This is a genomic window from Haematospirillum sp. H1815 (assembly GCF_012102705.1).
In the GTDB taxonomy this organism is placed as follows: Bacteria; Pseudomonadota; Alphaproteobacteria; order Rhodospirillales; family Rhodospirillaceae; genus Haematospirillum.
Map to the genome: position 1 here is coordinate 165,825 of NZ_JAAVTA010000001.1, position 12,289 is coordinate 178,113.

General features: G+C 52.7%; 16 protein-coding genes. 6 read left to right on the forward strand and 10 right to left on the reverse strand.

From position 1 onward, the window contains the following. Window positions 1-37: 37 nt before the first annotated feature. Window positions 38-1,864 carry an ATP-binding cassette domain-containing protein gene (locus HEQ60_RS00755; RefSeq protein WP_322099265.1) on the forward strand — a complete coding sequence of 609 codons (1,827 nt, stop codon included), beginning with the start codon at window positions 38-40 and terminating at the stop codon, window positions 1,862-1,864. Between the two features lie 24 nt (window positions 1,865-1,888). On the opposite strand, the gene HEQ60_RS00760 is transcribed toward HEQ60_RS00755, so the two are convergent. The 7 genes from HEQ60_RS00760 to purE all read right to left on the reverse strand — a co-directional run bounded on the left by HEQ60_RS00760 (window position 1,889) and on the right by purE (window position 7,558). Next, the gene (locus tag HEQ60_RS00760) at window positions 1,889-2,683 is read right to left on the reverse strand and encodes an ABC transporter ATP-binding protein (protein WP_168068535.1); all 795 of its coding nucleotides are present in this window, start codon (window positions 2,681-2,683) and stop codon (window positions 1,889-1,891) included. Window positions 2,684-2,695: 12 nt separating this feature from the next. Continuing rightward, on the reverse strand, window positions 2,696-3,622 hold the full coding sequence (locus tag HEQ60_RS00765) for an ABC transporter permease (protein ID WP_168068537.1): 927 nt from the start codon (window positions 3,620-3,622) through the stop codon (window positions 2,696-2,698). A gap of 157 nt (window positions 3,623-3,779) precedes the next feature. Further along, window positions 3,780-4,745 (reverse strand): ABC transporter substrate-binding protein, encoded by a 966-nt coding sequence (locus HEQ60_RS00770; RefSeq protein ID WP_168068539.1) that lies wholly within the window; start codon window positions 4,743-4,745, stop codon window positions 3,780-3,782. A 72-nt stretch (window positions 4,746-4,817) separates the two neighbouring features. Continuing rightward, entirely contained in the window at window positions 4,818-5,237 is a 420-nt protein-coding gene (locus HEQ60_RS00775) for a hypothetical protein (protein WP_168068541.1), read from the reverse strand. Between the two features lie 4 nt (window positions 5,238-5,241). Next, window positions 5,242-5,871 carry a DedA family protein gene (locus HEQ60_RS00780; RefSeq protein ID WP_322099266.1) on the reverse strand — a complete coding sequence of 210 codons (630 nt, stop codon included), beginning with the start codon at window positions 5,869-5,871 and terminating at the stop codon, window positions 5,242-5,244. Window positions 5,872-5,928: 57 nt separating this feature from the next. Continuing rightward, on the reverse strand, window positions 5,929-7,035 hold the full coding sequence (locus HEQ60_RS00785; protein WP_168068543.1) for a 5-(carboxyamino)imidazole ribonucleotide synthase: 1,107 nt from the start codon (window positions 7,033-7,035) through the stop codon (window positions 5,929-5,931). Window position 7,036: 1 nt separating this feature from the next. Beyond that, window positions 7,037-7,558 carry a 5-(carboxyamino)imidazole ribonucleotide mutase gene (gene purE, locus HEQ60_RS00790; protein WP_168068545.1) on the reverse strand — a complete coding sequence of 174 codons (522 nt, stop codon included), beginning with the start codon at window positions 7,556-7,558 and terminating at the stop codon, window positions 7,037-7,039. Between the two features lie 186 nt (window positions 7,559-7,744). On the opposite strand from purE, the gene HEQ60_RS00795 reads away from it, so the two are divergent. Next, entirely contained in the window at window positions 7,745-8,506 is a 762-nt protein-coding gene (locus HEQ60_RS00795; protein ID WP_168068548.1) for a diguanylate cyclase domain-containing protein, read from the forward strand. A gap of 11 nt (window positions 8,507-8,517) precedes the next feature. Here the strand turns inward: HEQ60_RS00795 and HEQ60_RS00800 are convergent, their stop codons facing one another. Continuing rightward, window positions 8,518-8,727, reverse strand: coding sequence for a YdcH family protein (locus HEQ60_RS00800; RefSeq protein WP_082811928.1), 210 nt, complete (start codon window positions 8,725-8,727; stop codon window positions 8,518-8,520). Window positions 8,728-8,840: 113 nt separating this feature from the next. On the opposite strand from HEQ60_RS00800, the gene HEQ60_RS00805 reads away from it, so the two are divergent. After that, entirely contained in the window at window positions 8,841-9,962 is a 1,122-nt protein-coding gene (locus HEQ60_RS00805; RefSeq protein ID WP_168068550.1) for an ATP-dependent 6-phosphofructokinase, read from the forward strand. On the opposite strand, the gene HEQ60_RS00810 is transcribed toward HEQ60_RS00805, so the two are convergent. Further along, on the reverse strand, window positions 9,937-10,548 hold the full coding sequence (locus HEQ60_RS00810) for a UbiX family flavin prenyltransferase (protein WP_168068553.1): 612 nt from the start codon (window positions 10,546-10,548) through the stop codon (window positions 9,937-9,939). The two genes, HEQ60_RS00805 and HEQ60_RS00810, sit on opposite strands and share 26 nt — an antisense overlap. A 153-nt stretch (window positions 10,549-10,701) precedes the next feature. On the opposite strand from HEQ60_RS00810, the gene HEQ60_RS00815 reads away from it, so the two are divergent. From HEQ60_RS00815 to HEQ60_RS00825, 3 genes are all read left to right on the forward strand, one after another. Beyond that, window positions 10,702-10,875, forward strand: a complete 174-nt coding sequence (locus HEQ60_RS00815) for a YdcH family protein (RefSeq protein WP_082811929.1) — start codon at window positions 10,702-10,704, stop codon at window positions 10,873-10,875. Between the two features lie 214 nt (window positions 10,876-11,089). After that, entirely contained in the window at window positions 11,090-11,413 is a 324-nt protein-coding gene (locus HEQ60_RS00820) for a peptidylprolyl isomerase (RefSeq protein ID WP_168068555.1), read from the forward strand. Next, window positions 11,413-11,757 (forward strand): DUF1491 family protein, encoded by a 345-nt coding sequence (locus HEQ60_RS00825; RefSeq protein ID WP_168068556.1) that lies wholly within the window; start codon window positions 11,413-11,415, stop codon window positions 11,755-11,757. The genes HEQ60_RS00820 and HEQ60_RS00825 overlap by 1 nt, the downstream gene beginning before the upstream one ends. Here HEQ60_RS00825 and HEQ60_RS00830 read toward each other — a convergent pair whose 3' ends face one another. Next, on the reverse strand, window positions 11,758-12,210 hold the full coding sequence (locus tag HEQ60_RS00830) for a bacteriohemerythrin (RefSeq protein ID WP_168068557.1): 453 nt from the start codon (window positions 12,208-12,210) through the stop codon (window positions 11,758-11,760). Between the last annotated feature and the right edge of the window lie 79 nt (window positions 12,211-12,289).

Consider the following 12,289-nt stretch of genomic DNA (forward strand, 5'->3'; position numbering starts at 1 on the left):
GTAATGTATTTATTCCTTTGTATCAGGATTGTATCGCGTGGCGCTGCCCCCCCTTCTTTCCCTTCGAGATGTCCGGCTTGGGTTCGGTGGCCTTCCCCTGTTTGATGGCGTTGACATGGCCGTTGGGCGTGGTGACCGTATCTGCCTGGTCGGGCGGAATGGGTCAGGAAAGTCAACCCTGCTGAAGATTATTGCCGGTCAGGTTGAGCCTGAAAATGGCGATGTTTTTGTGCAGCCCGGAACCCGGTTGTCCTGGTTGCCTCAAGAGCCGGATGTGTCGCGTTTCCGCTCTGTATACGATTATGTCGCAGGTGGCTTTGAGGGCGACCAGGACCATGCCCTGCATCGGGTCACGCCTCTTCTAGATGAGCTTGGTCTGGATCCTGATGCCGACCCGTGCCTGCTCTCCGGTGGGGAGAAGCGTCGGGCCGCCATTGCCCGTCTTCTGGTTTGTGATCCAGACATTATGCTGTTGGATGAGCCCACCAACCATCTGGATCTCCCCACCATTCAATGGCTGGAATCAAAGCTGCGTTCCTGTCGCAGTGGCTTTATTGTTATTTCTCATGATCGCGCTTTTTTGAATAATCTGACAAACGTTACGCTATGGCTTGATCGTGGTGTTGTTCGGCGACTGGACAGAGGTTTTTCTGCGTTTGAGGAATGGGCCGAAACCATTCTGGAACAGGAAACCGTTGAGAGAGCTAAATTTGATAAGTTGATTGCCAAGGAAACGGAGTGGCTGCGCCAGGGCGTTAAAGCCAGAAGAACGCGGAATATGGGGCGTGTACAGCGTCTTTACGATATGCGTCAGGAACGCGCCGGTATGATTGCCCAAGCTGGGCGTGTGGCGATGGGAATTGATAGCGGTGCTCTCTCTGGGAAGTTGGTGATCGAGGCTGTTGATATAGCAAAGACCTTCTCGGGGCGGTGCATCATCAAGCCGCTTTCGGTGCGTGTCTTGCGTGGGGACCGGATTGGTATCATCGGCCCGAACGGGGCCGGAAAGTCGACCCTGTTGAAAATGCTTCTCGGCGAGCTTTCTCCAGACTCCGGTTCTGTCCGGTTAGGAACCGCTTTATCTCCGGTTTTCCTTGATCAGACACGAAGCCTCCTCGACCCGGAAAAGACCGTGTGGGATACGTTGGCGGACACCGGTGGTGATTCTATCAATGTTCGTGGAACCATGCGTCATGTTGTCGGCTATATGCGCGATTTTCTGTTCAGTGAAAGCCAGGCGCGCAGTCCGGTAGGGAGCTTGTCTGGGGGGGAGCGTAACAGGCTGATTCTGGCCAAGACACTGGCGGCTCCGTCCAACTTGCTGGTTCTTGACGAGCCAACAAATGACTTGGATATGGATACACTGGATCTGCTGCAGGATGCGCTGTCATCCTATGACGGAACGCTGTTGTTGGTCAGCCATGACCGTGACTTTCTCGATCGTATTGTAACGTCCAGTCTTGTCTTCGAGGGGGAGGGTGTTATCCGTGAATACCCTGGCGGATACTCTGACTACGAACGCCAGAGAGAACGGGTTGATGATACGGTACCGGTTACACCTACGAAAAAGAATGTAAGCCCCGAGCGTTCAGAGGTACCGCGTATGCTGACAAAGTTGTCATACGCCCAAGCCCGGCTTTTGAAAGAGCTTCCAAAGACTATAGAACAAGCACGGAAAGAGATTGCGGCGCTGGAGGCAAAGCTGTCTTGCCCCAATTTCTATGCTGTCGATCCATCAGCCTTTTCAGAAACGGTCGAGCGTCTTGAGACAAAGAAAGCATTTCTTGAACAAGCCGAGGAACAGTGGCTTGAGCTGGAAATATTGAAGGAAGATCTGGAAAGTAGCGGGCGCAGGGAGGGCTGAGCTGCCGTTCCCTATGGCCTAGGTTCATTCCAGCAAGAGTTTGTCATCATCTAATTCTTCACCACGAACCTTGGCGAACATATCGAGAAGATCATGGATTGTCATGTTGTGTCGTTCATCCCCGGTTATGTCCAGAACAATGCGTCCTTCATGCAGCATAATGGTGCGTGTTCCATAGTCCAGTGCGTGGCGCATGGAGTGTGTAACCATTAGTGCCGTCAGATTATGTTCACGGATGACACGATCCGATAATGCCATGACCATGGAGGCCGTTTTGGGATCCAGGGCTGCTGTATGCTCGTCCAGCAGCAGAATTTTTGATGGACGCAGGGTGGCCATCAACAAGCTGACAGATTGACGCTGTCCACCGGATAGTGATTCCATCGGGGCTGCAAGTCTGTTTTCAAGCCCCAAGCCAAGGCGACTCAGTGCTTCCCGGAAACGATCCCTGAGGTCTTGGTCCAAGGCCTGTCTGAATGTTCCTGAAACACCGCGACCGTTGGCAAGCGCCAAGTTTTCTTCCAGGGTCATGTCACCGCAGGTTCCGGCGACTGGATCTTGGAAGACTCTTGCTACAAGGCTGGCACGTTTATGTGTAGGCCACGTTGTGACATCGTGCTCATCAATGGTTATGTAGCCATGATCGGGAAGGTGGTCTCCGGCCAATGTATTTAGAAAGGTCGATTTCCCGGCGCCATTTGATCCAATGACAGTGACAAACTCTCCTTCAGGGATATCGAGCGATAAGTGATCCAATGCCTTTTTCTGGCTTGGAAGACCGTGATTAAATGTCAGGCACAGGTTGCGGCAGCGTATCATGTTTTGTTCCCCTTACAGCGAAGTGCCTGGATTTGATGACGTTTGCTGCATCTTTCCTCTTCGTGCGGCAGACTCTCTTCTCAGTCGGGGAAGAATTAACGCTAAGCCAACCAATATAGCAGTAATCAGGTTAAGATCTGATGCTGTAAGGCCAATGAAGTCAGCGTGCAAGGCAATTCCGATTGCAATACGGTAGAGTACGGATCCAGCTAGGCAAGCGAGAGCTGACGCAAGAATGATCCGGGATGGAAAAAGATTTTCTCCAATAATAACGGCGGCAAGGCCAATAATAATGGTTCCAAGCCCCATTGTTGAATCGGCAAATCCATTCATTTGGGCAAACAGTGCACCAGCCATTGCCACCAATCCATTGGACATGGCCATGCCCATGTATATCTTGCGAGAGCAGGAAATACCATTTGCCCGCGCCATGCGTTCGTTACTACCGACTGCACGCATTGCAATGCCAATTCGGCTGTTCAGGAAGCGCGCAATGCATATCGCGGCTCCTATGGCTACACTGCCTGCGGCCATAACTTTTATCCAATGCGGAGCCATCCTGAGATTCTCGAGGGGATCAAGGACGGTTGGTTCCATAATTAATGCAATATTTGGGCGTCCCATAATTCTCAAATTGATAGTATATAATGCCGTCATGACCAGAATGCTGGCCAGAAGGTGCAGGATACCGAAGCGAATGTTAAGAAAAGCAGTTGCGCTGCCAGCCAAGGCGCCTGCAGCAATAGCAACAAGGCACGAAAGGTAGGGATCAACTTCCTGAACAATCAAGGCCGCAGAAACAGCAGCCCCTAGCGTGAAGCTTCCATCAACCGTCAGGTCAGGAAAGTTCAGGACCCTGAATGATAAGTAAACGCCGAGTGCAACCAAGCCATATATAAGGCCTATTTCCACAGATCCAAGAAATGATATCAAGGACATATAAGCTGGTATTCCCTACTGTAGCATCAAGAATTAGCTGGACTGATAATTATTTCAGATCTCTTCATTGGAAGTATTATTTTTTCTGTCCATTTCGACGCGAGCCATTTCTTTTCTAGCTGATTGTCACTCTGGATGAGAAATGATAGCTAGTCGCCTAACGTACGATGTGGGCGGCTTGTTTCAGGATATCCTGAGGGATATTGACGCCCATTTGTTCAGCTGCTTTTACATTGACATAAAGCTGCACCAGTCTAGGCATTGCAATCGGAATGTCCGAAACTCTTGCTCCTCTTAGGATTTTATCAACAATATCAGCTGTTTGAAGGCCGATATCGTACTGATCATACCCCAGTGCTGCAACCGATCCACGTTCGACAGAGTGGGTATCGGTGGCAAAAACAGGTATGCGATTGTCAATTCCGACTTTCAGAACACTTTCCAAGGCAGAGACAACAGTATTGTCGAGTGGTATGTAGATTGCATCCACTTTCCCAACCAAAGCCTGTGCGGCTGCTTGTACATCAGACGACCGGTGCGCTGTCGTAGCGATAATCTTGATTCCTGTGACGTTTGCTGCCGCCCTTATTCTTGCAAGAGCATCGACAACATTGGGTTCGCCTGGATTGTGGGGTATGCCGATTGTCTGCACAGAAGGAACAATGGCCTTGACCATCGCCAAGCTTTTCCCAAAATCCGGGATATCAGCAATGCCTGTTACTGTAGCGCTGGGTTTATCAAGGTCTTGGACAAGATTGGCACCCACAGGGTCTGATATGGCCGAGAATACAACAGGAATATGGTTGGAAGAGGCAACAACAGCCTGTGCCGATGGCGTGGTAATAGGGACAATAACATCAGGCCCTGCACCGGCAAGCTTGCGTGCAATTTGGGCTGCAGTAGCCGGGCTTCCCTGTGCACTTTCGAACGTAAATTTCAGTGTGCTGTCATCATAGCCCTTGTTACGAAGCCCATCCCTTAGACCGTCACGTATGGCATTCAAGGCAGGGTGTTCAACAATGGCTGTGCTCGCAACGTATTTGACTTCCGACGCCCACCCGCCGCCGGGCAAACATAAGGCAATGGCAGAGAAGACCATACCAGCTGATAAAATACGTCCCACGTTATTCCCCTGTTGTTTGCTTCATATAAAAAGAAACACATGACACATAATTCGCCTTCAGGTTTTTTTGTGTCAAGAAGTTTCGAGGTCTTGCAGCTTGTTTTCGCTCTCGTCTTCATGGTGCGTTTTGCTTGCTGATATTTCTTTCTCGACAATCTTCCGGAAGCCTTCGGCGCATTGCCGAAGAACCCTGGGTGATGTGTCGCGATCCAGCATGGAAAGAAGGGTCAGTCCCTGTAACTCTATCGCTCTGTTAATTTTTTGATATTCGCGGGCTGCCTGGTATGACTGATGCCCCAGTGCGCTTCCCTCTTCCCGCATGTGGGAAATCAGTCGGTCAACGATAGATTCCGACAGGCGGGTAAAGCGTGCTGTATCAGAACGGCCAAGTGCATCATCCAACTGGGATACAAGGTTGAGAAGATCGCCATGATCTGTTTCCAGGCTCCACCCCTCATGTGGACAGATTTGTTTTTCATCCCTGGAAAACATCGTTTCATCCTGCCCGTGGTGTGTTGGAACCGTCTGTCTCCGTGAGTTCCGGCTTTTCGATTGTATTTGTGGAAGCCTGGGTTTTCTTTTTATTGATCAAGCCACGGAGAGAGGTATAAAGGCCAAAGGCAAGAGCAAGTACTGCCAGACCAATCAGCACCTTCATCTGGTGTTCTCCAAAGAACCGCTCAAGAGCCTTGCTGGAGAAATAGCCAATCGACGTGAAAGCCATGGCCCATATCAACGCGGCAATGAAGTTCAGGCACATGAAGCGAATGCGTGGGACGCCGGCCATGGCAATCACAAACGGACTGACGTTTCTTACGCCGTAGATGAAACGAAAGCTGAGAATAAAAAGGGTTTCATGTTTGCGTACAAGCCGAAAAGCCCATTCTGTCTTGCCGCGCAGGGATGGACGACGGTCCAGGAGTGGCGTGCCGTAATAACGTCCTATCGTATAGTAGAACTGATCTCCGAGGAAGCTACCGCACAAGGCGGTCAGGGCAACCAGCTCCGCGTTCATGATTCCTTGTTGGGCTGCTGCACCGGCAAGAATAACAATGCTCTCACCTTCCAGAAAGGTTACAATAAGAATGGCCAGATACCCCCATTCTCTCAGCAACTCCTCTATCACAACCGGCTTCCCCCTTGCAGGGCGATGCGTCCAGACCTGGTTGTTGCGGGCACGTTCTCATCCTTCCAGAAAATTGATGTGTCCCATCTTGCGACCGGGACGTGGCGACGCCTTTCCATAAAGGTGGAGGCGGGCGAGGGGGTTTTCAAGAATCATAGGCCAGTTGGCCACATCGTGGCCAAGCAGATTCTTCATCGTAACGGCGCAGCGCCTGCGTGTATCTCCCAAGGGGAGACCACATACGGCGCGTAAGGCTTGCTCAAACTGGTCTGTGTAGCTGCCGTCCATAGTCCAGTGTCCGGAGTTATGGGGGCGGGGCGCCATTTCATTGACCAGAATTCTGTCGTCATGGGTTACAAAAAACTCAAGAGCCAGCAAGCCTGTCAGATCCAGTCTTTTTGCGGCCTCACATGCAATGCGCAGGGCTTCGGCGGCAACGATCTTGGACACGGGCGCGGGGACCGAAGACGTATCAAGAATGTGGTTGCGGTGCTTGTTCCAAGCAAGATCCCAAGAAGCAGTTTCCCCATTCCTTCCCCGTGCAATCAGGATGGATGCCTCTCCCCTGAATGCAACAAAGCCTTCAAGAATGGCGCAGTCTGTTTTCAAGGTATCCCAAGCTTTGGCAAGTTCAGCCTGCGTTTCAACCCGGACCTGCCCTTTGCCGTCGTAACCAAGGCGGTTGGTTTTAAGGATAGCCGGGGTTCCCGTGACCTCAACGGCATGGATCAGATCATTTTCAGAAAAGACAGGTGCCCACGGTGCAGTTTGGGCAAAAGCGGAGAAAAATGTCTTCTCCTTTATTCTGTCCTGTGCAGTTTCAAGGACAGGCCGGGCAGGATGGACCCGTGTGCGTTGGGACAGAAAGTCAAGGCAATCAAGGGGTATGTTCTCAAATTCCAGGGTAATGACATCAACCCGGTCCGCAAATGCGGCCAGGTGATCCCGGCTGTCCCACGGAGCAACTGTGGTCATGGCGCTGACCGTCGAAGCCGGGCTGTCATGATCTGGTGTATATATATGGCACGCATACCCCATGCGGGCTGCCGCCAGAGACAGCATACGCCCCAATTGGCCACCTCCAAGAATACCAATGACAGAGCCCGGAGGAACGGGGGGGATGTTATCTCTTTCTCTTGCCGTGGTCGATGGTGTGAGGGGCATGTCAGCTTTCCTGGTTGACCGGATACTCTTGTACAGCAGAGCTTTGACGCTCCCGGAATGTGTCCAGGGCGCTCGCTATGGTCGGATCATTGAGGGCAAGGACAGATGCGGCCAGAAGGGCGGCGTTGATGGCGCCTGCCTTCCCTATAGCCAATGTCCCGACCGGAATACCAGCCGGCATTTGTACAATCGAAAGCAGGCTGTCCATTCCCTTGAGGTTTTTGCTTTCAATGGGGACCCCGAAAACAGGAAGCGGGGTCAATGCAGCGCACATACCAGGAAGATGGGCGGCTCCACCTGCTCCTGCAATAATTACACGCAGGCCACGGTTCCGGGCCGACGTTGCGTAATGATAGAGCCGATCCGGTGTTCGGTGTGCTGATACAATCCGCGTCTCTACGGCAATACCAAGATCCTGCAACAGGTCAGCTGCATGGCGCATGGTTTCCCAGTCGGACTGGCTTCCCATGATAATCCCTGCAACTGGATTCGAGAGAGGAGTACCCTGTGTGCCGTTCATCATGGCCTCTTTGCATCTGTGCGGGGCTTTCAGCCGGGAAGAGGCGGCATTATAGGGAGGTAACAGGAGCTTGCAAGTGAATGCGGCAGGATAAATTCTGTCGGTATTGTCGGGAAAGCGCGTCGGTGCTGAACCAGCGGCTTTTTACTGATAGAATGGGGACATCTTCGGTATGGTGCGGGGGCGTGTATGGCTGGAGTTAAAGGGACGGGATCCGTCGATCCTTCGCATTGGAGGAAAGGGGCAGGCGGTGGTCGTCATTTCCGGCACGGGAAAAATCCCCTTCTGGCCTATGAAGAGGGGGGGGTGCCTCATCCGCCGGTTATAGACCCCGTGGACGTTCTGGGCATTGATCTTGCCCATGTCCATTCTTCTGCCCGTGATGCTCTGGAGCGTGCTGTCGCCGAAATCGCAGTTCTGCGTGGAGACCTCGAGAAAGGGCGCAGGCGTCAGGAGTGGTTGGAGGCAAGGATCTTCCAGGATCCATGGACGGGCATTGATAACATGCGTGCCTTGCACAGGGCTATGGAGCATATCTTGTCATTGCCACCAGAGAGTCATGTAGGTGGGGTTTTTGCGCTTTTCTGGCTTGAGAACCATGACTGGATTCATGAGAACTATGGGCTGGATGGTTTGCACTTGGCGATGGAGGCCATGGCTCAGTCTGTATCCGATCTTGTTCAGGAAACAGATGTGGTGACGACAGTCGGTGGGGCTGGGCTTGGGCTGCTTTCCTTTCCGGCTCGTGAGCCGGAAGCATCACGGGCCATTGCCGCCATTGAAGCAAGACTTGACGGGATGGATGTTCCGCGCGGAGGCAGTCATTTTCCCTTGCGGGTTTGCTCGGGTATGCACCCCGTCTTTCCGGGGGATGAGCCGGAGGCAATCCTGCGGGAGACAGACTCAGGACTGAGGGTGCGTATGGCGCTGCGTGGCACCAAGAAGGCATAAATAAAGTCTGCTCAGGCGATGATGTCGGGTACCAAGGTACTTTCCACCCGGGATATCTCATCCTTGAGAAGAAGCTTCCGTTTCTTCAGGCGAACAATCTGAAGCTGATTGCTCTGGCCATCATCGCCAAGCCGACTTATAATTTCGTCAAGGTCGCGATGCTCAACCCGGAGCTCGGCGAGGCGGGACAGAACCTGTTCCCTCTCTTCATCATCAATCATCGTCGGCAGGACACCATAAAATGCTGGATTGATTTGATACTAGCAGAAAATTTGTGAAAGGGGTATGGCTGCTTTTGTGCAGTATACCAATAGAGTTAAGGGGTAGGTGTATTATGTCTGTCAATCGTGCAATCGGCATTATGACAAGCGGCGGTGATTGTGCCGGCCTCAACGCTGTGGTGCGTGCCGTTGCCTGCGCAGCGCATGAACTGTACGGCTGGAAGGTATACGGCATTCTCGATGGAACTTCGGGTCTGATCACGCGTCCTTTGAGGTATGTCGAGCTTGGCGGCAGCGCCATGGATGCATCCTGCCTGAGGTCTGGTGGTACCTTCCTGGGCACTACCAGTAAAGGAGATCCCCTGCAGTTCCCCATGCCGGATGGCTCGTACCGCGATTTCTCGCCAGAGTTTGCCGAGGGTGCCAAAATGCTCGGCCTGGATGCCGTTGTTGTGGTGGGTGGTGATGGATCCATGCGCATTACGTCCGAGCTCTGTCGTCGTGCCGGACTGGGGATGGTCGGAATACCGAAAACAATCGATAACGATGTGCATGGTACCGACTATGCCGTTGGCTTTGCCACAGCTGTAGATGTAGCTACAGAAGCATTGGACCGGCTGCACTCCACAGCAGCATCCCATCACCGGGCCATGATTCTGGAGGTTATGGGGCGTGACGCCGGCTATATAGCCATGACGGCAGGGATTGCCGGTGGTGCTGACATTATCCTTGTCCCTGAGTTGCCTTATACCCTGGAAGAGGTGTCGCACAAGATCCGTGCTGTTCTGGACACCGGGAGAAGCCACGTCGTCATCGTTGTTGCCGAGGGCGTACGACGTGAAGATGGTCAGAGTGCCATTATAACCTACTCTGGCGGTGAAAAGCGCTATGGCGGTATAGGGCCTTATCTTGCCGACCGGATTGCCGGTATGGTCGGCATTGAAACTCGCCCCATCGTCTTGGGCCATTTGCAGCGTGGCGGTATCCCTTCCGCCCGTGATCGCCTTATTGCTTCTGCTTTCGGCACCGCGGCGGTCGATCTTGTCGCAGAGGGGGCTTGGGGTCGTATGGTGGCTTGGAAGAATGGGACTGTTACATCCGTTCCATTGGAAGATGTAACAACTGGAGCGCGGCTGCTTGCTGCCGATGATGTTCTTGTGTGTACCGCAAAGGCATTGGGAATATACACGGGAGGAGCCGCGCCTCTTCTCAAGGTGTCGTCTGCGGCATCGTAGGGCGTGGTTCCGGTCCTACATCTTTCCCCCAGCGTGGGATCGTTGCTATGTCGAGGTCAAAAAGATCCAGGACACGACCTACACCCTGTTCCACCATATCTTCCAGACTTTGCGGCCTTGTGTAGAAAGCTGGAGATGGGGGCGCAATAATGCCCCCCATCTCGGTTACAGCGGCCATGTTACGGATATGCCCAAGGTGCAGGGGGGTTTCCCGGAGCATCAGAACCAGGCGCCGCCGTTCCTTGAGGGTGACATCCGCTGCTCTTGTCAGCAGGTTGTTTCCGGCGCATGTGGCGATTTCTGCCAGACAACGGGCGGAGCAGGGTGCCACGATCATCCCCATGGTTCGGAAGGAACCTGATGAGACAGCAGCTGCCAGGTCATCAATCCGGTAGTGTACGGTTGCCACATCCTGAATATCCGTGACCTTTAAGCTCGATTCGTATGCCAGTGTAATTTCGGCCGTTCGACTCATGATCAGGTGGGTCTCTATGCCGGCAGTTTTCAACACATGCAGCAGCTTGATGCCATATATGACCCCGGTAGCACCACTGATGCCAACCACCATGCGAGGTTTGTCCGTCATTTTGATCTCCGGGAGTCTATTGAATGGGCTGTTCAAGAGAAAGTGATGAAAACTTTTGGTGTAACAAGGTGTTGTGAATTTCTATGGCCTTTGTGGCCGGGCAGGCGTAAAATCTAGCGTGTTTCTTACCAGCAGGAAAAGGGAGAAGCTACGATGAGTGTCGATGCCCGGGTTGAGTCCCTCCGGATGAAGCATGCTGAACTTGAAGCTGTCCTGCAGGTGGAGAGCCGAAGGCCGGTCCCGGATCCCGAATTTGTCAGCGATATCAAGCGCAGGAAGTTGCGCCTGAAAGATGAGATCGCCCGAATGGCTGCGCACTTACATTAATCCTGTGTTGTGGCTCTGGCTTGCCGTCTTGTGCGAGATGGTAAAGTCTATGGTTCATGGCCCTGCCGGTTTGTCCGGCGGGGCTTTTTGTTATTGTCAAGATATCTTGCCGGGCCTGTGTTCAAGATTGTATTGCCATTGCCTCCTGATCTTGACATGGGCTTGGATGTGTTGTCTCTTGCCCCCCTCTTGCAATGGAGAGGTCTTGAGTCATATGAGCACATCTGTTCGCGCTTCCCACATTCTGTTAATGCACGCAGATGCCCCGGATACGGCCTCAAAAAGATCAAAAGCGGCTGCTCTGGAAGCAGTAACCCGTTTGCGTGACAAGATCCGTAGCGGAGATGTGCAGTTCGCTGAGGCTGCCAGAATTGTTTCAGAGTGCCCTTCGTCAGAAGAGGGTGGTGATCTTGGGGCCTTCTCTCCCGGTATGATGGTTCCGGAATTTGACAAGGCTGTCTTTGCGTTGTCCGTTGGTGACATGTCCGACGTAGTCGAGACAGCTTTTGGATATCATCTGATTTTACGTACGGCTTGATGGACAGAGATGTTCGCCTGCGGACCCGTATACGGGTCCAAGCCTTGCTACGTCAATGTCAATCCCGGGGCGTTTTTGCTGCGGTTGTCGTATCCGGTGATCCGGATGCCGGTGCTGTTCTGGTAAAAGTGAACACGTTGGGAAGCGGGTGCTGGGTTCTGTCACAGGTCCGTCTTCCTGACGGTCGTCCTGCCTGGATGCGCGGTACGGGTGGGCAAGCCGTTACAGAGCAGGAGGCCGATGCCTATATAGCGCGTCAGCGGGGTTATGACGATGACCTGTGGGTTATTGAGGTGGAAGACCGTAACGGATGGCATCCTTTGATTGATGAAGTACTCTTATAATCATGATTCCGGAGTGGATTGACCTCCATCATTTCCGGGGCCTGCCTTCCGTCGATTGACCAAGGCCTCAATTGCGGGCTTGAATTTCTGGTCATCACCCAGAATGTGGCGTATCAGCCAATCAGATAAAAAGTCAGATAGTTTGAGAGCTGAACGGCGATCTGCCTTGCCTTCTAGGGTTGTTTGTAGTTCAGACAGACGCTCGCGCCACTTGTTGTGAGCTTCTATGTGTTCATCCAGCCCTTCATAGCGGGCCATGCGCAGCACTCTTTCTTCAGCAGCAAAATGGTAATCTGTGTAGGCGGCCAGCTCGACCATAATGTCCCGTATTGTTTCTGCCGGGCTCCCTGCTTTCAGAGCTGTATTCAGTTCTTTCAGCATGCTTATGAGGCGCTTGTGGTCTTCATCCAGAGCCTCGGAGCCTACGCTCATTTTTTCAGTCCACTCAAGCACGTCACGGAATTCCATTTATGTTAGAGCCAAGCAAATTTTGCCATGTAAGGTTTTCTTCGTCAGCTGCGAGCAGGAAAGG

What these genes read in the sequence shown, in the direction of transcription:
- HEQ60_RS00795 (WP_168068548.1), top strand. Translation starts at nt 7,745, where the DNA reads ATGGCTGGAGTTAAAGGGACGGGATCCGTCGATCCTTCGCATTGGAGG.
- HEQ60_RS00815 (WP_082811929.1), top strand. Translation starts at nt 10,702, where the DNA reads ATGAGTGTCGATGCCCGGGTTGAGTCCCTCCGGATGAAGCATGCTGAA.
- HEQ60_RS00825 (WP_168068556.1), top strand. Translation starts at nt 11,413, where the DNA reads ATGGACAGAGATGTTCGCCTGCGGACCCGTATACGGGTCCAAGCCTTG.
- HEQ60_RS00785 (WP_168068543.1), bottom strand. Translation starts at nt 7,035, where the DNA reads ATGCCCCTCACACCATCGACCACGGCAAGAGAAAGAGATAACATCCCC.
- HEQ60_RS00810 (WP_168068553.1), bottom strand. Translation starts at nt 10,548, where the DNA reads ATGACGGACAAACCTCGCATGGTGGTTGGCATCAGTGGTGCTACCGGG.
- HEQ60_RS00760 (WP_168068535.1), bottom strand. Translation starts at nt 2,683, where the DNA reads ATGATACGCTGCCGCAACCTGTGCCTGACATTTAATCACGGTCTTCCA.
- HEQ60_RS00765 (WP_168068537.1), bottom strand. Translation starts at nt 3,622, where the DNA reads ATGTCCTTGATATCATTTCTTGGATCTGTGGAAATAGGCCTTATATAT.
- HEQ60_RS00820 (WP_168068555.1), top strand. Translation starts at nt 11,090, where the DNA reads ATGAGCACATCTGTTCGCGCTTCCCACATTCTGTTAATGCACGCAGAT.
- HEQ60_RS00775 (WP_168068541.1), bottom strand. Translation starts at nt 5,237, where the DNA reads ATGTTTTCCAGGGATGAAAAACAAATCTGTCCACATGAGGGGTGGAGC.
- HEQ60_RS00805 (WP_168068550.1), top strand. Translation starts at nt 8,841, where the DNA reads ATGTCTGTCAATCGTGCAATCGGCATTATGACAAGCGGCGGTGATTGT.
- purE (WP_168068545.1), bottom strand. Translation starts at nt 7,558, where the DNA reads ATGATGAACGGCACACAGGGTACTCCTCTCTCGAATCCAGTTGCAGGG.
- HEQ60_RS00800 (WP_082811928.1), bottom strand. Translation starts at nt 8,727, where the DNA reads ATGATTGATGATGAAGAGAGGGAACAGGTTCTGTCCCGCCTCGCCGAG.